This is a genomic window from Flavobacterium rhizosphaerae (assembly GCF_046000445.1).
GTDB classification, from domain to species: Bacteria; Bacteroidota; Bacteroidia; order Flavobacteriales; family Flavobacteriaceae; genus Flavobacterium; species Flavobacterium rhizosphaerae.
Genome location: NZ_JBELPZ010000023.1, coordinates 1 through 17,923, shown reverse-complemented (window position 1 = coordinate 17,923; position 17,923 = coordinate 1). Strand labels below are relative to the sequence as shown.

At 38.5% G+C, this 17,923-nt stretch carries 14 protein-coding genes; 4 read left to right on the top strand and 10 right to left on the bottom strand.

Features of this window, described 5'->3' with window-relative positions:
• The first annotated feature begins 10 nt into the window (after window positions 1-10).
• Window positions 11-826: an OmpA family protein gene (locus ABS766_RS15650; protein WP_408086135.1), complete on the top strand. Its 816-nt coding sequence runs from the start codon at window positions 11-13 to the stop codon at window positions 824-826.
• Between the two features lie 10 nt (window positions 827-836).
• Here the strand turns inward: ABS766_RS15650 and ABS766_RS15645 are convergent, their stop codons facing one another.
• From ABS766_RS15645 to ABS766_RS15630, 4 genes are all read right to left on the bottom strand, one after another.
• A complete protein-coding gene (locus tag ABS766_RS15645; protein WP_408086134.1) occupies window positions 837-1,289 on the bottom strand; it encodes a GNAT family N-acetyltransferase in 453 nt (150 codons plus the stop codon).
• The gene (locus ABS766_RS15640; RefSeq protein ID WP_408086133.1) at window positions 1,286-2,257 is read right to left on the bottom strand and encodes a DUF4837 family protein; all 972 of its coding nucleotides are present in this window, start codon (window positions 2,255-2,257) and stop codon (window positions 1,286-1,288) included. Before ABS766_RS15640 ends, ABS766_RS15645 begins: the two co-directional genes overlap by 4 nt.
• Before the next feature lie 12 nt (window positions 2,258-2,269).
• Window positions 2,270-3,958 carry a LysM peptidoglycan-binding domain-containing protein gene (locus ABS766_RS15635; RefSeq protein ID WP_408086132.1) on the bottom strand — a complete coding sequence of 563 codons (1,689 nt, stop codon included), beginning with the start codon at window positions 3,956-3,958 and terminating at the stop codon, window positions 2,270-2,272.
• Between the two features lie 83 nt (window positions 3,959-4,041).
• A complete protein-coding gene (locus ABS766_RS15630; RefSeq protein WP_408086131.1) occupies window positions 4,042-5,229 on the bottom strand; it encodes a phosphoglycerate kinase in 1,188 nt (395 codons plus the stop codon).
• Window positions 5,230-5,456: 227 nt separating this feature from the next.
• Here ABS766_RS15630 and ABS766_RS15625 point away from each other — a divergent pair, with 227 nt between their 5' ends.
• Together ABS766_RS15625 and ABS766_RS15620 are read left to right on the top strand one after the other, a co-directional pair.
• Window positions 5,457-6,605 (top strand): DNA polymerase III subunit, encoded by a 1,149-nt coding sequence (locus ABS766_RS15625; protein ID WP_408086130.1) that lies wholly within the window; start codon window positions 5,457-5,459, stop codon window positions 6,603-6,605.
• Between the two features lie 286 nt (window positions 6,606-6,891).
• Window positions 6,892-8,901: a T9SS type A sorting domain-containing protein gene (locus ABS766_RS15620; protein WP_408086129.1), complete on the top strand. Its 2,010-nt coding sequence runs from the start codon at window positions 6,892-6,894 to the stop codon at window positions 8,899-8,901.
• A 67-nt stretch (window positions 8,902-8,968) separates the two neighbouring features.
• Here the strand turns inward: ABS766_RS15620 and ABS766_RS15615 are convergent, their stop codons facing one another.
• The 6 genes from ABS766_RS15615 to ABS766_RS15590 all read right to left on the bottom strand — a co-directional run bounded on the left by ABS766_RS15615 (window position 8,969) and on the right by ABS766_RS15590 (window position 16,859).
• Window positions 8,969-9,550 carry an OmpH family outer membrane protein gene (locus tag ABS766_RS15615; RefSeq protein WP_408086128.1) on the bottom strand — a complete coding sequence of 194 codons (582 nt, stop codon included), beginning with the start codon at window positions 9,548-9,550 and terminating at the stop codon, window positions 8,969-8,971.
• 236 nt (window positions 9,551-9,786) lie between these two features.
• Entirely contained in the window at window positions 9,787-10,641 is an 855-nt protein-coding gene (locus ABS766_RS15610) for a class I SAM-dependent methyltransferase (RefSeq protein ID WP_408086127.1), read from the bottom strand.
• On the bottom strand, window positions 10,641-11,153 hold the full coding sequence (locus ABS766_RS15605; RefSeq protein ID WP_408086126.1) for a hypothetical protein: 513 nt from the start codon (window positions 11,151-11,153) through the stop codon (window positions 10,641-10,643). Before ABS766_RS15605 ends, ABS766_RS15610 begins: the two co-directional genes overlap by 1 nt.
• Window positions 11,154-11,163: 10 nt before the next feature.
• Window positions 11,164-13,035 (bottom strand): tRNA uridine-5-carboxymethylaminomethyl(34) synthesis enzyme MnmG, encoded by a 1,872-nt coding sequence (mnmG, locus tag ABS766_RS15600; protein WP_408086125.1) that lies wholly within the window; start codon window positions 13,033-13,035, stop codon window positions 11,164-11,166.
• Window positions 13,036-13,129: 94 nt separating this feature from the next.
• Window positions 13,130-13,549, bottom strand: coding sequence for an rRNA maturation RNase YbeY (ybeY, locus tag ABS766_RS15595; protein WP_408086124.1), 420 nt, complete (start codon window positions 13,547-13,549; stop codon window positions 13,130-13,132).
• Complete coding sequence (locus ABS766_RS15590) at window positions 13,542-16,859, bottom strand: DUF4175 family protein (RefSeq protein WP_408086123.1); 3,318 nt, start codon at window positions 16,857-16,859, stop codon at window positions 13,542-13,544. Before ABS766_RS15590 ends, ybeY begins: the two co-directional genes overlap by 8 nt.
• A gap of 212 nt (window positions 16,860-17,071) precedes the next feature.
• On the opposite strand from ABS766_RS15590, the gene gltX reads away from it, so the two are divergent.
• A partial coding sequence (gltX, locus tag ABS766_RS15585) for a glutamate--tRNA ligase (RefSeq protein ID WP_408086122.1) occupies window positions 17,072-17,923 on the top strand: 852 nt, incomplete at its 3' end.

Here is a 17,923-nt window from a genome sequence, read left to right as displayed (position 1 = left end):
TATTTGTACTATGAAAACGTTTATTTGCCTGTTTCTTATGCTTTTACCCTTTGTAACAAAGGCCCAGGAAGAAACAGTATATTCAGTTTATTTTGAATTTGACAAATATAACCTTGATGAAAAGCAAGGGAATAACGTTGTGGCTTTTATAAAAGCTATTGATACTACCCGTATTGAAAGTATACAGATTTATGGCTATACTGATGACCGCGGTAAAGACGAATATAACTACAAACTTTCTGCTAACCGCGCCAATACCATACGCGATACACTACTGGGGCGTGGCATAAAAAATAAAATTATAGTTACTATAGAAGGCAAAGGCCGTATTTTACTGGACGAAGATATTAATGATGTAGACGAAGCCCGCAGTAAAAACCGCCGTGTTGATGTGCTGGTAAATTTTAAGCCTACCCCACCCCCGCCGCCAGACCCAGGTTATTTTGAAGAAATTAAAAAAGACCACGTGGTGGGCGACCATATTTTTCTGCGTAATATTTTGTTTGAACGCGGCAGCAGCAAACTAACTTATGGCGCCCGTAAAGAACTTGATAAAATTGCACGCCTGCTGCAAAAATATAAGAACCTCCAGTTTGAGATACAGGGCCATATATGCTGTACGCCCAGTTACCAGAAAGAAGCAATTGATAAAGATACCCGGAAAAGGGAACTCTCTAAAAACAGGGCTATGGCAGTGTACAAATACCTGCTATCAAAAAAAATAAGCGCTGGCCGAATGACACATAAAGGATATGGCAATACAAAGCCATTGGGAAAAGGATCTGAATATGACCGCCGTGTAGAGCTTGTTATTACAAAAACCTGATAAACGGATTTTATAATTCCGCATGCATCCTTATATGCGGAATGCCATCTTCAAGGTAGGTTTCGCCCTCCTGTGTAAAACCGTGATCTTCATAAAATCTTTTAAGGTATAATTGTGCCGATACGGTTATGGCATTAGTTTTATAGTGTTTTACAATACCGTCCATAGCGGTTTCCATAAGCTTACGGCCCAGTTTTAACGCACGGTAATTTTGATGTACCACTACCCGGCCAATAGCTGCATCATTAAAATATATTCCGGGGGCAAATAACCTGGCATAGGCTACCACTGTTTCTCTGTGATATCCCATTACATGTAATGCCTTTTCATCTTTGCCATCAAGATCCTGGTATACGCAATCCTGCTCCACCACAAACACCTCACTGCGTAATTGCAGTATTTGGTATAATTCAACCAGAGAAAGTTCGTTAAACGCCTTTGTTTTAAATAATATCTTGTTCATATAAATATAACTGATTTAATAATGGCCTCAATTTCCATAATCAAATCCCTCCTTGGTGAAGAGGGGCTGTATATAAAGCCTTCAATAACCACATAGCGGTGGTTTTTATCATCTTTTACAGCATAATTTATAAAAGGGCCACCCATAGTTCCGTTTTCCATATCCCAGTTGCCTCTGGTTTCAAAAGCACGCTTATCTTTAAAGCTGGTCATAAACAAATAAGGGGCATAAGAATCTTCAGTAACCATAAATGTATTTTCATCCTGCCCGTGTATATACAATGCGCCAATACTGTCGCGCATGGCAATTATATTGTTCAGGATGTCTTTATCGCGCTCTACCTGGTTATAAGATACGGTATAGAGCATAATATTGGTATTTCCCCCGGGCATATCCCTTTTAAGCCATGTAAAGCTATTTTTCTGGATCGCCCTTGTATATGTTTTAGGAACATCTATAGTAATACCGTATTGTTTTTCGTAATGTTTTTTATCCAGCAGGCCATTAATACGGTTGCGGCTCTGGTACTCTGAAATTTCGGTTTTTTTAATGCGTTTTATAATTTCGTCGCTATGCATTTGTATAAGTACCAAAAGGCTGTCAGCGGTTTTTCCTTTTAAAAAAAAGATGTTTTGCGGAGAACAGTAACTGTTTTGCTGAAATAAAAACTCAGGGTTGCCGGTTTTTTCGACAACGATAATATTGCGGCGTTTCTTTAAATTTCCGGCAAATGTCTGGTCATTATACTGGTTAAGGGTAAAAATAGGCTCTTCCTGTGAAAGCCCGTCTACCGGGGCCGCAAATTTTTTACGCAGGCTATCGCCCACCTTACCATTCCACAACGCATCGCTAACTATAATAGAAATTTCGTTAATGTTGCCTGTAGATTCTGCAACATCATCTTTTGTGCCCTGGCAGGCAGTAAAAAGTAACAATAAAATGGTTAGTATGGCGGCTATATTTCTCATAGCAGCATATAATTAATCAACAGCAACCTTAAGCTTCATTCCCGGTTTAATACTTTCACCTTTAATTTCATTCCAGTTTTTAAGGTTTTCTACGGTAACACCCGGATGTTTACGGGCAATGCTGAACAAAGAATCACCTTTTTGTACTATGTACATATGTACCTGTTCAAAAGTTTCACGTTTCCTTTTTTGTTCGGCAACAAGCTCCAGTGCAGTTTTTATTTCTTCTCTTTGTGCTTCTTCCTCTTTCTGGGCTACATCCTGTTCCTGGCTGGTAACCTCATCTTCGGCTTTAGCCTGAGTTTTTTCTTTAGCAGTTGCTTCAGCTACCGCTTCTTCTTTTACAGGTTTTTGTATTTTAACCAGTTCATGTGTTTGTATTTTAAGGCGCTGCCCTACCCTTATCATATTACCTCTAAGCCCGTTCCATCTTTTCAGGTTTGTAAGGCTTACATCATATTTATTAGCAATTTCGCCAAGGTTATCGCCCCTGCGCACTACATAGGTTTTAGTACTGGTTTTCTTTTTGTAATTACCTGCTACCACTTCTTCTTTTACCGTGTTTAGAAAATACGGTTTTTCCTTAAGGTTTTCTTCGTGGTCTATGTAGGCATAAATGGCTTTTTCGTTAGTAACAAAAAGGCCTGTTTTGTCTTTAGGAAGCCTTACAAAATGTGGCTTATCAGCCGTATAAGGTATAACATCAAGCTTATAAGTAGGGTTTAAAAACTGAAGTTCGTTAACCGGTACATCAATCAGGTCGGCAATTTGTTTAAATGACATTTTACGCTGTACCATAACCGTATCGGTTTCAAAATAAGTTGCCGGTGCTTTTAGCGGGCTTATACCGTGTGCTGAACCGTACTCATAAATATACATGGTAGCTAAAAATGCCGGTACATAATTTTGGGTTTCGCGTGGTAGTTTTTTGCGTATATTCCAATAATTTTTATAGCTGCCGCTACGGCGTATGGCTTTGGTAACGTTGCCAGGCCCGGCGTTGTAAGACGCTAAAACAAGATCCCATTCACCAAAAATTTTATATAGGCTGCTCAGGTACTGGCAGGCTGCCTCTGTAGCCTTTAAAGGGTCGCTACGTTCATCTACATAGCTGTCAACATCCAGGTTATACTGCTTACCTGTAGGATACATAAACTGCCATAGCCCTGTAGCCCCTACACGTGATTTTGCCCTTGGGTTAAGCGCGCTTTCTATAACGGCCAGATATTTAATTTCCAGCGGAACGTTATATTTGGCCAGGTACTCTTCAAACATCGGGAAATAGTACTGTGATATAGCCATTAGCCTTTCAAAAGACTTTGGCCTGTTTTTAAGGTACGATTTTATGATGTTTTCCAGCTCTTTGCTGTATTCTATATTAAAAGGCGAGCGTGCATTAAGGGCTGCAAGCCTTTCTTTTAGCACGCTCGTTGGTAAATTGTAATCTACTTCGTTATCAGGGCTGGTATCGGCCAGGTCTTCCTGCATGTCTTCAAAAAGATCTTCATTGGTCAGTTCCTTCATCCAAAGGCTGTCTATAGTGTACATTTGCTCATTACGGACAAATGTTGCCTTTACAGAATCAAGGTACGAAAGTTTAACTTCAGGGGTAAGGTTTACATTATCTGTTGCGCTTTCCTGTGCGAAAGCGGCTATGCCAAACAGGGCTGCCACAACAGGCCACATTCTTCTTTTACTCATCTTTTCTCCTTCTGTATTACTTAAGCCAACGTTTATAACATAAGCTTCTTATTTATATCTTTTTTCAGTTTGTTTATCATTTCTTATTCCTGAATGGCTGCAATACCCGGCAGTGTTTTACCTTCAAGCATTTCCAGCATGGCGCCGCCGCCTGTTGAAACATAGCTCATTTTAGACTCAAAGCCAAACTGTTTTACAGCCGATACAGAATCTCCCCCGCCTACAAGCGAGAAAGCGCCTTTCTGGGTAGCCTCATCAATAAACTCGCCAATGGCAATAGTACCTTTAGCAAATTTTTCCATTTCAAACACCCCAACAGGGCCATTCCACAATATGGTTTTGCTATCAAGTATTACTTTTTTGAAAATCTCAAGGGTTTTAGGCCCGGCATCAAGCCCTTGCCAACCATCGGGAATTTCGTTTACATCAACCACTTTTGTATTGGCATCATTACTAAAATCATCGGCAGCCACCACATCAACAGGCAGGTACACATTTACATTGTTTTCTTTAGCCTTGGCTAAAATCTCAAGGGCTAAATCCTGTTTATCATCCTCACAAATAGAGTCGCCCACTTTACCGCCCTGTGCTTTAACAAAGGTGTAGGTCATACCCCCGCCAATAATAAGGTTATCAATTTTACCCAGTATGTTTTCTATAACTGTAATTTTGCTTGATACCTTGCTACCGCCCAAAATAGCCGTAACTGGGCTCTTGCTGTCTTTAAGCACTTTATTAAGGCTTTCGATTTCTTTAGCAAGAAGCGCACCAAAAACTTTATCTTTAGGAAAATAATTTGCAATAATTGTTGTTGAAGCATGTGCACGGTGTGCCGTACCAAAGGCATCATTCACATAAATATCACCTAATGAGGCTAGCTTTTTTGCAAAATCAGCATCTCCGGCTTCTTCTTCTTTATAAAAACGCAGGTTTTCTAAAAGCAGTACTTCGCCCGGTTTTAAATCGGCAGCCGCTTTTTCTGCAGCTTCCCCAATACAGTCGTCAACAAATGTAACTTTAACCCCAAGAATTTCAGATGCCTTGTCTACAATATGCTTAAGAGAATATTTATCTTCTTTACCTTTTGGCCTGCCCAGGTGAGACATTAGTATGGCACTGCCGCCATCAGCAAGAATTTTATCTATGGTTGGTTTTGCAGCCTCAATACGGGTAGAATCGGTAACGTTAAAATTTTCGTCAAGCGGTACGTTAAAATCAACACGTATCACGGCTTTTTTGTTTTTGAAATTGATGTCTGAAAGGGTTTTCATAAAGTTTGAAATTGTTTTTTAACTATGGAGAAAGCAAATATAGTTTTTTTGATAATACGTGTATAATATTTGGTGTTAATAGTACGTGGTAAAATTCTGATGAAGGGTTTGTTAAAAGGTTAATGGTCGTTAGTTGATGGTTGCCGATTGGATTATCAATACAACTGACTTCTGACTTTCTAAACGTGCTACCCTGCTACTCTGCAACTTTCTTTTATCTTTGCTTCATGCTTTTTTCAGAAATTTTAGGTCAGGATTATATTAAAAGCCACCTTACCACCAGTACCAGTGCCGGGCGCATACCTCATGCACAATTGTTTGTTGGCCCGGAAGGCAGCGGAACGCTACCCTTAGCCATAGCGTATGCGCAATACCTGCTTTGCAGTAATACCGGGGCAGAAAATAATTCCGGTAATACAGCCTGTAATCTGAAATTTGAAAACCTATCGCACCCCGACCTTCATTTTGTTTTTCCTGTGGCTACCAACAGCGAGGTAAAAAGCCACCCGGTAAGCAACAATTTTTTAAAACAATGGCGTGAATTTATTGCCCAAACACCCTACGGCAGCCTTTTTGACTGGTATAAAAAAATAGATATCGCCAATAAGCAGGGCCAGATTGGTGTAGATGAAGCGGGCGAAATTGTAAAGGCGTTATCATTAAAAGCGTATGAGGGCGGGTATAAGGTAATGATTATCTGGATGGCCGACCGTATGCATACTGCCGCTGCCAACAAACTGTTGAAATTGCTGGAAGAACCGCCGCAAAAAACGGTATTCCTTCTTATCACAGAAAAAGAGGAAGATATACTGCAAACTATACTAAGCCGCTGCCAGGTATTGCACTTTAACAGCCTGCCCGAACAGGTAATAGCCGACGCGCTGGTTTCACGTGAAAAACTTGATGCCGCCGCCGCTATGAAGCTGGCACACCAGGCACAGGGTAATTATAACCGCGCCCGGCATTTGTTGCATAAAACCACAGACGAATTTCCGTTTGAAGAATGGTTTGTTATGTGGGTACGCGCTGCTTTTAGAGCCAAAGGTAATGCCGCTGCCATTAACGACCTGATTGCCTGGAGCGAGCAAATAGCTGCTATTGGACGCGAAGCACAAAAACAGTTTTTAGAATTTTGTATAAATATGTTTCGCCAGGCATTGCTTTTAAATTATAAAACCAATACCCTTGTGTATATGGAGCCTACGGTAGATAAATTTAAGCTTGAAAATTTTGCCCCATTTGTAAACGGCAATAACATAAACGAAATTTTTAAGGAGCTGAGCGATGCTTTATATCATATAGAGCGTAACGGAAATTCTAAAATTATACTTACTGACCTTTCTATTAAACTTACCCGGTTGATTCATAAAAAGTAACTGTTCAAAAAACATATATTTTACTAAAAAAATCAACGAAAAACCTCATAGCATGGTATTATAGCATTTATTTGATGGCTAAATACCTTTTTTTTATATTTTAAATAAATTTATATACTGTTGTACAAATTAGCTGTTTTTTTGATAACATTTGCAATACTTTATTATTAATACTGATATATAATTACTTATGAATAAAAAATCTACATTTTTATACGGAATTTCCGTTTTGTTTAGCTGCTTTTTATCTGTACAGGGCCTAAAAGCTCAAACCACCTATTATGTAATGCCTGAAATAGCAGGGACAGGAGATGGCAGCAGTTGGGAAAATGCAGCTAATGATTTGCAACTAATGATAAATACCGCAGTTGCCGGAGATAATATTTATGTTGCTGCAGGCACGTATTTACCCAACAGAAAAGCTAATGACCTGGCTACAGTTGTGGAAAATGATAAGGATAATGCTTTTGTATTAAAAGAAGGCGTAATGCTTTACGGTAGTTTTACAGGTGTTGAAACGTCACCGTCTGAAAGGGATATGGATAATCCGGCAAATATAACGATACTTAGTGGCGATTTTAATAATGACGATGTTGTTACAGGAACCGGAGCCAGCCTTGTTTTTGAAAATAATACCGAGAATGCTTACCATGTTATTATTGGGCTGGGCACAGAAGAAGCCCCTATTACCAATGCAACTATTATTGATGGTTTTTATATTACGGGTGGTAATGCCTCTGACCCTAATGCCGGCAGCATTACGATAAATGAAATAAACGTTGGGCGCTATGTGGGTGGTGGCATTGTTTTATATAATTATGCCTCCCCTATTATTACTAACGTAAGTATATATTCTAATACAGCTATTTATGGAGGAGGAATGTATTGCAGAAATTTTTCTGCGCCAATTATAGACTTGATTTTGATTTCAGGAAATCATGCTGAATCGGGAGGTGGCATTTGCAGCTGGACAGATGGCCTGCCTTCATTTCAATACAGTACCATATCAGGTAATAGTGCTATTGCAGGCGGTGGCGTATATAACTATCAGGCAACACCTATATTTACCGACTGTACCCTTATCCAGAATGCTACTACAACTGGTGCCGGTGGCGGTATGTATAATTATTATGCTTCTCCGGTAATAAACAATGTACTGGTAACACAAAATATAGCCGTTACTTTTGGAGGCGGTATCTGCAACTGGTCACATAGCGAGAGTATTATAAATGCAAGCCAAATAACGCTAAATAACGCTGATACTGGCGGAGGGATATATAATGATGATTTATCTGCCCCTATTGTAGATAATACTACTATATCATCTAACACAGCTACCAACAACGGCGGTGGTATATACAGTAAAAATGCCACAGGCACTTATACTAATTTTAGTATTACAGATAATATGGCCAGTGTGGGTGGTGGTTTACTGTGTTTTAATGCTTCGCCATTTTTTGCAAATGGTACTATAAGCGGCAATACGGCTTCTGCTAAAGGAGGAGGGCTGGGTAACTATCAAGAATCTGCACCAGCTTATACTAATTGCCTTATTACACAAAATACAGCGCCTTACGGAGGCGGAATGTATAATGCCGAAAGTGCGCCTGTATTTACCAACCTTACCCTTTCAGGCAATATAGCTTTTGAAAATGCAGGGGGAATTGCAAATTATGATGCTTTCCCAATATTTAGAAACAGTATTATTTATGGAAATTTATCATTAGTAGCCCCTAATGTTTATAACTATAATACCAGTGAAAGCTATTTTTATTATTGTTTGGTACAAGGTAGCAGTTTAGGATGGATTGGATATGGTATTGATGGCGGCAATAACATGGATGCCGATCCTCTTTTTACAGATGCATCTAATGATGATTATACTTTACAGCCCCAAAGCCCGGCGTTTAATACCGGTAATAATGCTTATTTTGGTGAAGGACAGGAACCAGACCTTACTGCTGTTACTTTAGACCTTGCCGGAAATGAAAGGATATATAACAATACTAATATAGACCTCGGGGCCTATGAAACTCAGGCAACCAGTGGTTTAGCAAATTTTAATAGCATCACTGTACAATGCTATCCAAACCCTGTAACTAATGCACTTACTATTAAAAGTGCCGATATTATAGAAAATGCAATAGTTTATAATGCTATAGGACAGGAAGTTATACATAAAAAAGTAAATAACAGTACTACTATATTGGATTTTAGCGAGTTAAAATCCGGAATTTACTTTGTACATATTACTACTTTAACAAAACAACAAACCGTTAAAGTAATCAAAGAATAATACAACAAACTGATATTCAATAAAAAAAGCTCCTATTAAGGAGCTTTTTTTTATGTTGTAACATGTATTATTTTGTTTCAGGTGTTTCGTCCTTTGCAGGCTTTTCAACATCAGGATGATTCTTTTTATACTCTTCATTCAGGGCCTTCAGAATTTCATCTGTAAGGTCGTACCCTTCTTTAGCATATATAATTGATGATATATCAGAGGTAGAATAGATATAATCATATCCTTTTTCTTTACCGTAATTACCTATATACTTTTTCATTACATTTACAGCACTGTCATTTTTAGCACCAAATTCTTCCTGTAAGTTCTGTGCCATCTGTTGTTGCTTAGCTGTGATGTCCTGTTCCCTTTTTTGAAACTCCTGTGCTTTAAGCTGTACCCATTGTGGGCCTTTTGTAGCAGCCTGGTGCTCTGCAGCAGCACGGTCTTCCTGATATTGCTTTACATCTGCCTGAAGCTCCCTGCCCATTTCTCCTTCTTTTATTTTAGATTGAGATTCTAAGTCTTTAAATGCTTCATAATCTTTAGAGAGTTTTGCAATATCAACATAGGCAGTTTTCATACCCGCTTCTGAAGACTGTTGTTTATCGCACGAAAATAGAGCCAGGGCAAACCCAACTATCAATAACGTTTTTTTCATATTTGTTGTTTATCGTTTTTAAAAATTTTGGTAAAAGTAACAATTCCTGCTATTTTACCAAACACGGGGTAAAAATCCCGGGTTTATTTAACTATAGTTAATACTTATGTTTACTTTATATTAAATAATCAAAACCTATTAAAAATGAATTAAAATAAATGCTTAGGGCCGATTATTTTTTTAAGGACATATGTTTATACTGTTTTGTGCTTAAAACGCTCTTAAATGCGATTTATTTACATTTTAGCGTTTTTCAGCACATAAATATGCGATGAATATTCACCAGTGCGGCTTGCTTTGGTGTTTGAGCGTAATCCCATCCAAAAACCTTTAACAAAATTCATTTTTCCTGATTTATATTTTTCTGAAATCAGGCTTACATAAAAACTATCAAATTTCATGGGCAACACTTTAATTAACTCTATTTGCTGTTGCCAAAAAAGTTTTTGTATGGCCGTTTTGCTAAAATGCCATAAATGCCTTGGCACATCATAGGCAGCCCAAAATGGACCATAATATTGTGCATCGTATGATTTGTAATTAGGAACCGCAATCACCAGTACTCCATCAGGCTTTAAAACACGTTTTAGTTCCTTAATTTGCACCTCCACATCCGGTACGTGTTCTAATACATGCCACATTGTAACAGCATCCTGACTATGATCCGGTACATTAGAAAGCGAATCGACTAGATTAATTCCTTTCTTCACTGCAATGGCACGTGCTTTTTCGCTGGGCTCAATGCCGGTAATAGTAAAACCGGAATGTTTGGCTACAACCAAAAAATCGCCCGTTCCGGCTCCTATATCTAAAAGGTTTCCCGTTTTAGGGGCAAACTGCCTAACCAGTTTAATTTTATCCTGTAAGGCTTTTTGTTTTACTGTATGGTATAATTTTTCAAATAAGGTACGCTTACCATCAGTATGAGAGATATAATCTTCACTTTCATAATATCTGCCTAAATTATCAATGCTAGGTTGTGGATTTGTTTTTAAAAGTTGCAACTCTTTATCTATTATCAAGTCAAAAGTTTCTTTTGAAACAGAATGGTCCTTTACGGTTAAATAAGGCGTACGGGTATTAAAATCCATCACAGGTTATTAAATTCGTTTTTTAAGCTTTTAAGATAATTAATGGCAATTTTTTGTAATAGTGAATTTTCATTAAGGCAATCTTCATTGTATTCTGTGATCATAGATAACCCAATAAATTTCTCTGTTGAACCAACAATGTTATTTTCTGTAACGTTAGTGGTTACCATAAATTGCCCCATATCAAAGTATTTATTTAGCTCATCGGTATCATATAAAAACACTTTAAAGCGGTAACCATCTGTTTCTACCCAATATGATACATCCTTATATTTGCCCACATGGTATTTCTCAGACAAAAATTGTACAAAAGGTATTTTTGTAGGGTTATTTTCAAATATAAATGCAGTAAGCCCTTTATCTTTTCCGGTAATCTGTTTACCGTTTTCTAACAACTCATAATCATGAATTTCTACCGCATGCCTTGGCACACCGCACGATAGTGTTATAATGCTTATAAATGCCAGTAAAAAGCTTTTTATGTAAAAGCTTTTTATTTTTTGTTGTTCCACGTGAAACATATTATCTACCCATATGAATTAAAAGTACTGATACATCAGCCGGAGATACACCGCTAATGCGTGATGCCTGTGAAATTGTAACAGGACGAATTTTTTTCATCTTCTCTCTTGCTTCGTAAGAAAGTGATTTTATTTTATCATAATCAAAACTATCAGGAATTTTTACATCTTCCAGTCGGTTTAACTTATCGGCATTATTTTTCTCTTTCTCAATATATCCTGAATATTTGACCTGTATTTCGGCTTGTTCAATAACTTCCCTGTCCAGGTTATGTTCATCAATATACGCTGTAACCTTATCAAACTTTAAAATATCTTCCAGTTCAATTTGAGGACGGGAAAATATTTTAAACATTTTATCGGACTGTGTTATAGGCGCCGAGTTTTTTTCTTCAAGCACCGGATTGGCTTCTGAGACTGTAAGGCTGGTTTCCCTGAAGAAATGTACAAAAGCATCGCTTTTATCTCGTTTTTTCTCCATCCTGCGCATACGTTCTTCACTGGCCAAACCTATTTCATATCCAAGGGGAGTTAACCTGAAATCGGCATTATCCTGACGCAACAGCGTACGATATTCTGCACGGGATGTAAACATACGGTAAGGTTCTTCAGTGCCTTTTGTAATAAGATCATCAATAAGTACGCCTATATACGCCTCATTACGTTTTAATATAAACGGATCTCTTTCCTGTACTTTAAGCGCAGCATTTATACCTGCCATTAAGCCCTGAGATGCGGCTTCTTCATAACCGGTAGTACCGTTAATCTGCCCGGCAAAATACAGCCTTTCTACAAGCTTGGTTTCAAGTGTGTGTTTAAGTTGCGTGGGCGGAAAATAATCGTACTCTATAGCATACCCCGGGCGGAAGAATTTTACATTTTCAAAGCCTTCTACACTGCGCAATGCATTAAACTGAACATCTTCTGGTAATGAAGTGCTAAAGCCATTTACATAAACTTCAACAGTATTCCATCCTTCAGGTTCTACAAACAACTGGTGGCGGTCTTTATCTGCAAAACGGTTTATTTTATCTTCTATAGAAGGGCAATAACGAGGTCCTAAACTTTTTATCCGCCCATTAAACATAGGCGAACGGTCAAACCCTTCGCGAAGCAAATTATGTACTTTTTCGCTGGTGTAGGTCATATAACACGAGCGTTGCTGTGTTAGTGGTTTTGTAATATCTAAATATGAGAACTTATCCGGGTTAATATCGCCCGGCTGTTCAATCATTTTACTATAATCAAGTGAGCGGCCATCAACACGCGGGGGGGTACCTGTTTTCATTCTTCCCGAAGTAAAACCTGCACGTACCAAATCTTCTGTAATTCCATAAGCAGCACTCTCCCCTGCCCTGCCACCGCCAAATTGCTTTTCGCCAATATGTATTAAACCATTAAGAAAAGTACCATTGGTTAACACTACAGTTTTTGCTTTTATTTCGAGCCCCAGCGATGTACGGATACCTTTAACAACATCATTCTCTATAATTATACCTTTTACCATTTCCTGGTAAAAATCAAGATTCGGGGTTTGCTCAAGCATCAGTCTCCACTCCTCAGCAAAACGCATACGGTCGCTTTGAGCGCGTGGACTCCACATAGCAGGCCCTTTGCTCTTGTTAAGCATCCTGAATTGTATGGCGGTTTTATCGGTTACTATACCAGAGTATCCTCCTAAGGCATCTATTTCGCGTACAATCTGGCCTTTTGCAATACCACCCATAGCAGGGTTGCAAGACATTTGGGCTATATTTTGCAAGCTCATGGTAACAAGCAGCGTTTTACTACCCATATTTGCAGCGGCTGCAGCGGCTTCGCTACCAGCGTGCCCTGCCCCTACTACTATAACATCATATACTTCCTGAAACATTTTCTATCTCCTATCTATATTGTTCCACGTGGAACGGTAATTTAACACAATTTGAATATGTTTCACGTGGAACATATTTACTCTACTATAAGCTCTATTGTTTCACGTGGAACAACAACATTTTTTCATCCTCTTTATTCCTCATTAAAAGTGAATCATTTTCATTTTTATCTTTATATCCACAATAATGTAGCACGCCATGTGCCATAACCCTGCGTAATTCTTCTTCAAAATTTACATTATATTCTTTAGCGTTTTCCTGAACACGCTCTACCGATATAAAAATATCGCCACTAATAAGGTTACCCATCGTATAATCAAAACTTATAATATCGGTAAGAGTATCGTGGTTTAAAAACTCAATATTCTTTTGAAGAAGGTACTCATCATCACAAAAAATGTAATTGATTTCACCTTGGGTTTTGCCTTCGCTATCAATAACATCGGCAATCCAGTTTTCGTAAAGATCTTCCTGATGAAGTTGAAAATCGGTCTCGTAATTAAAACTAATCATTGCTTTTAGAATACGTTTGTACTTTCTTATTGTAAACAGGGCGCAAAGGTAGTGACTGCCTGTTTAATATTTCAATACTATTCAAATATTCTTTAAAAGCTTCGGGCAATTGGCCAGTAGTAGTATTAAACTCTTTTTTATTGGTTTGGCTCTGTCTTTTATTTTCTTCTCCCTGTTGTTTCATGGCTTTATCCAGCTTTAATAGCTCATGCTTTAAATTCTGCATTTTTTCCATAGTTTTATTATCAAACCCTTTGTTAAGCAATTGCTTTTCTATATCCTTCATCTGTTTAACGGCGCTTTGGCCTTTGCCGCCCATACCCTCTTTCTCTAATGCTTTTTGAAGCGCTTCTCGAAGTTGCTGCTGTTCTTTATATATTTCTAATAATTTACCGGCGTCGCCCTCACTGCCTTCACTACCCTCACCATCTTCTCCTTCGCCCTCGCCTTTCTTGCCCTTGCCCTTTTGCTGTCCTTCAGCTTCTCCTTTCTTTCCGCCTTTGCCCATACCTTCCTGCATTTTATCAGATAAGCCCTGTTGCTTTTGGATGATATCCTCCAACTGCATATCGCCACTGCTACCCTGACCGGGCGAAGACTGTCCCATACCACTTCCCTGCAACTGCATTTGCATACTGTTAAGCATATCACTCAGCATATCGGCAAGTTTATTGGCACTTGTTTCGGCATACTGCTGGCTGGCTACTCCACGAGACACATGGTTTTCCGCAAGGTCTTCCAAAGCTTTATCAATATGGTAATGCACATTACCAACCTCTTTAGTCATATCTTCAGAAATACGTGGATTGCGTAAAGACAGGGCAAATATACTATCATCAACATGACTAAACTGTACTTTAAGATCCTGTTGTTTTTTGAGGTATTTACTGAAGGCTGCTGATCGTGTTGCACTCGATTTAAACTGGTTCATTACATCTTCCTGCGAAAATGAATACGCTAATAAATTATCCAGAATCTGGCGCAGCATTTTAATATCCTCATTAAGCATTTCCATATCACCACTCTTCATCATCTGCATCATTTTTCCACCCATTTGCTTCATTTTTTCCGCAGCGCTTTTTTGTTTGGGCTTGGCTTTTTGTTTACTATCGTTGTTCTCTTTCTTCAATTCATCCGAAGCTTTCTCCATATCCTGTTCTATACTTTCTTCCTTCTTTTGGTCAGAGGGTATATCCATAGGTTTTTTTAACTCCTCATTTTGTTTTTCGAGGTCGCGCATTTCCTTTTGAAGTTTATCAAATTCTTTATTTATGTCTTCCTGCTTTTTTGCATTGTTATCTTTACTTTCCGAAAGTTTATCCTGTTTTTCGCCGAGTTTTTCTAATTTATCAGCAATCTGTTCCGCCTTCTTCTCGACATAAAAACGTTTGGTAAGTTCTACCAACTGTTCTAAATTTTTTGTCTGATTTTTAGATTTCTGTTTAATCTGATCCAGCTTTTCAAAAAGCTCTTCATCTTTTAGTTTATCGGTAAGTTCTTTTAATTCATCTAACAGCTTTTTATTATCGGCTGCTTCCTTCTCCGTTTTCTCAAGCCTTTTTTGCAGTTCTTCTTTAAACTCATCCTTTTTTTCAGGATTAAATTCCTCAAGGTTTTCAGATAATTTTTTAGAAAATTCTTTCATCATTTCATCCTGCTGTTGCTGGCGGTTGATGAAATCCTGAATTTTTTTCTGGTCTTTAAAATCAAGTGCCGATTTTTCTTTATTCATTTTTTGCAGCTTATCTAAATCGCTAAGCTGTTTATCTTGGTTTTTAATACTTTTTTCAAGGCTGTTAATATTGCTGTTTTGCTCTTGGAGGGTTTTATCCTGTTGCTCCTGCTCTGTTAATTCCCTATGGGAAAATACCGAAGACTTACTGCTTTTAAAACCATGTACAGCGTCATTATCAAACACCTCAAAATAGTACTCATAATTTACACCTTCCTGTACATTTAAACCATCGGGAAAGCTATAGTAAAAACGGTCTACCACATCGCGTTTTATCGGCAGTACTTTTGTTTTGGCAGCATCTGGCTTTGCCTGCGGATAATATACCACCTGCAATTTAGTAAGGCCATAATCATCGCTTACCTGTCCTAAAATAACTTCTTTCTTGAGGGCAAGGCTATCGGGTGCAGATTGTACTGCAATGGTTGGGTACTGGTCTTTAACAGTTGTTATCTGATAATGCAGCTTTTCGTAGCCTTTAATATGGTTATTAGATGTAATTATTTGATATTCTGTGTTTTGAAGTATAGTTTTAGCATATGTAAAATTATCTTCTGCTTTGTTAAATTCTGCCGTGGTGCCATCAGTATTTATAGCTACCGATGTTGTTGCCAGTGCATTTACGCGCCAGCTTACTTTAGTTCCCTCAGGTACAATGGCATTACCTGTACCTTTCACTACCTCCTGTTTCTTACCCAGGTATGACGGAAAGTTAAGCACCATCTCAAAATTAGCAATGGCAGGTACCGCTATTACATTAAGTTTATAATCGTGAGATGTAACATTATTTGCCGTAAGGTAAAAGGTAACATCCTTTGCAGGTTTTTCAAACCGGTACGTAAATGTACCGGGCTTATCACTCTCCAGGTAATAGGTTTCGTCTCCAATAACAATCATGGCATTTTGAGGTGCTATGTTACCAAAGGTTTTAACGTTTAATACAAAATCATTACCCTGCTGTGCCGTAAGCGGATTGTTTACTATAACAAATTCAAACGGCGCTGGTGGTGTGTACTGACGGTCATAATGCACTACCCTGTCAAAACTTTGGGTAATAATGCCACTATTGCCGCTTATCATAAAAAATAAAATAAGTAACAACGGTACGGCTGCATAAGGCAGGTACTTAGTATTTTTCCTGAAATTCACTGCGCCTGAAAAAGGCACCGGCTGCAGGCTGTTGGCTTTTTGGTCTATAGAAGCCAGTAACAGTTCCGATTGTTGTGGCTCATTAGTGAGTTGCAGAAAATTGGTAAGCTTATCATTAACATCGCTAAAATGGTTTCCTATTATAGCAGATGCTTCTTTGTAGCCTATGCCCTTTTGTAATTTGAACAATTTAAAAATGGGGAATAGTATAAAACGAAATAACAGGAAAGCCTCTACTACAATAAATATCCAGAACAAGGCAGTACGCCCGGTGGGTGAAAGCCATAAAAAATATTCAATAAGCAATGTGAATATAAAGTACAGCAGCCCCAATGCAATAAATAAAATTGTTCCACGAATAACTTCGTTAGTATAATACTTGCGGATGAAGGCTTCGAGCTTGTTATATATAAGGTTTTTAGCGTCCAAAATGTGTATAAAACGGTATTAGTTGTTAATAACTGATAAAAGTACAAATTATAACCATAGCTCAAACGGAAAAAATCGTGCCAAGAGCCTGCATTATGTTAATAACGCAGACTGATTTATAATTATTTAGCCTAATGTTGTTAATAAGCTACTCAAAGTACTTCGGGTTACGTAAAGGGAATTGTATATTTGCGGCAAAAAGATAAAATACCATGTCTAAACCGGTACGCGTGCGTTTTGCACCCAGCCCAACTGGCCCGTTGCACATTGGTGGTGTGCGTACGGCATTATTTAATTACTTATTTGCCAAAAAACATAACGGTACGTTTTATCTGCGTATAGAAGATACCGACCAAAACCGTTTTGTACCCGGAGCCGAAGAGTATATTGTAGAAGCCCTTAACTGGTGCGGTATTCCGTTTGATGAAGGCATTAATAAAAATGAAAAGTTTGGCCCCTACCGCCAGAGCGAACGCAAAGGTATTTATAAACAATACGCACAAACTCTTATTGACAGTGGAAATGCCTATTATGCCTTTGATACGCCTGAAGCACTTGATGAGGCACGTAAAAAAGAGGAAACCGAAGGCAAAACTTTTATATATAACCACACAACCCGCCAGACCCTGGACAACAGCCTGAACCTGCCGGAAGAAGAAACCAAAAAACGTATTGCAAATGGCGACCCATATGTAGTGCGCTTTAAAATACCTGTGGGCGAAAAATTATTCCTTAACGATATGATTCGTGGGGATATTGAGTTTGATACCAGCCTGCTTGATGATAAAGTGCTTTATAAAAGTGATGGTATGCCCACTTATCACCTGGCTAACATTGTAGATGACCACCTTATGGAAACCAGCCACGTGATACGTGGTGAAGAATGGCTACCCTCCCTCCCACTCCACGTATTATTATACCACGCATTTGGCTGGGATGCCCCAGCGTTTGCCCACCTGCCACTAATACTAAAACCTGTGGGTAACGGTAAGCTAAGCAAACGTGATGGCGATAAATTCGGGTTCCCGGTATTCCCGCTGCAGTGGAATGAAGACGGCATACGA

Coding starts and splice junctions, on each gene's coding strand:
- ABS766_RS15650 (WP_408086135.1), top strand. CDS start 11: ATGAAAACGTTTATTTGCCTGTTTCTTATGCTTTTACCCTTTGTAACA.
- ABS766_RS15645 (WP_408086134.1), bottom strand. CDS start 1,289: ATGAACAAGATATTATTTAAAACAAAGGCGTTTAACGAACTTTCTCTG.
- ABS766_RS15640 (WP_408086133.1), bottom strand. CDS start 2,257: ATGAGAAATATAGCCGCCATACTAACCATTTTATTGTTACTTTTTACT.
- ABS766_RS15635 (WP_408086132.1), bottom strand. CDS start 3,958: ATGAGTAAAAGAAGAATGTGGCCTGTTGTGGCAGCCCTGTTTGGCATA.
- ABS766_RS15630 (WP_408086131.1), bottom strand. CDS start 5,229: ATGAAAACCCTTTCAGACATCAATTTCAAAAACAAAAAAGCCGTGATA.
- ABS766_RS15625 (WP_408086130.1), top strand. CDS start 5,457: ATGCTTTTTTCAGAAATTTTAGGTCAGGATTATATTAAAAGCCACCTT.
- ABS766_RS15620 (WP_408086129.1), top strand. CDS start 6,892: ATGCCTGAAATAGCAGGGACAGGAGATGGCAGCAGTTGGGAAAATGCA.
- ABS766_RS15615 (WP_408086128.1), bottom strand. CDS start 9,550: ATGAAAAAAACGTTATTGATAGTTGGGTTTGCCCTGGCTCTATTTTCG.
- ABS766_RS15610 (WP_408086127.1), bottom strand. CDS start 10,641: ATGGATTTTAATACCCGTACGCCTTATTTAACCGTAAAGGACCATTCT.
- mnmG (WP_408086125.1), bottom strand. CDS start 13,035: ATGTTTCAGGAAGTATATGATGTTATAGTAGTAGGGGCAGGGCACGCT.
- ybeY (WP_408086124.1), bottom strand. CDS start 13,549: ATGATTAGTTTTAATTACGAGACCGATTTTCAACTTCATCAGGAAGAT.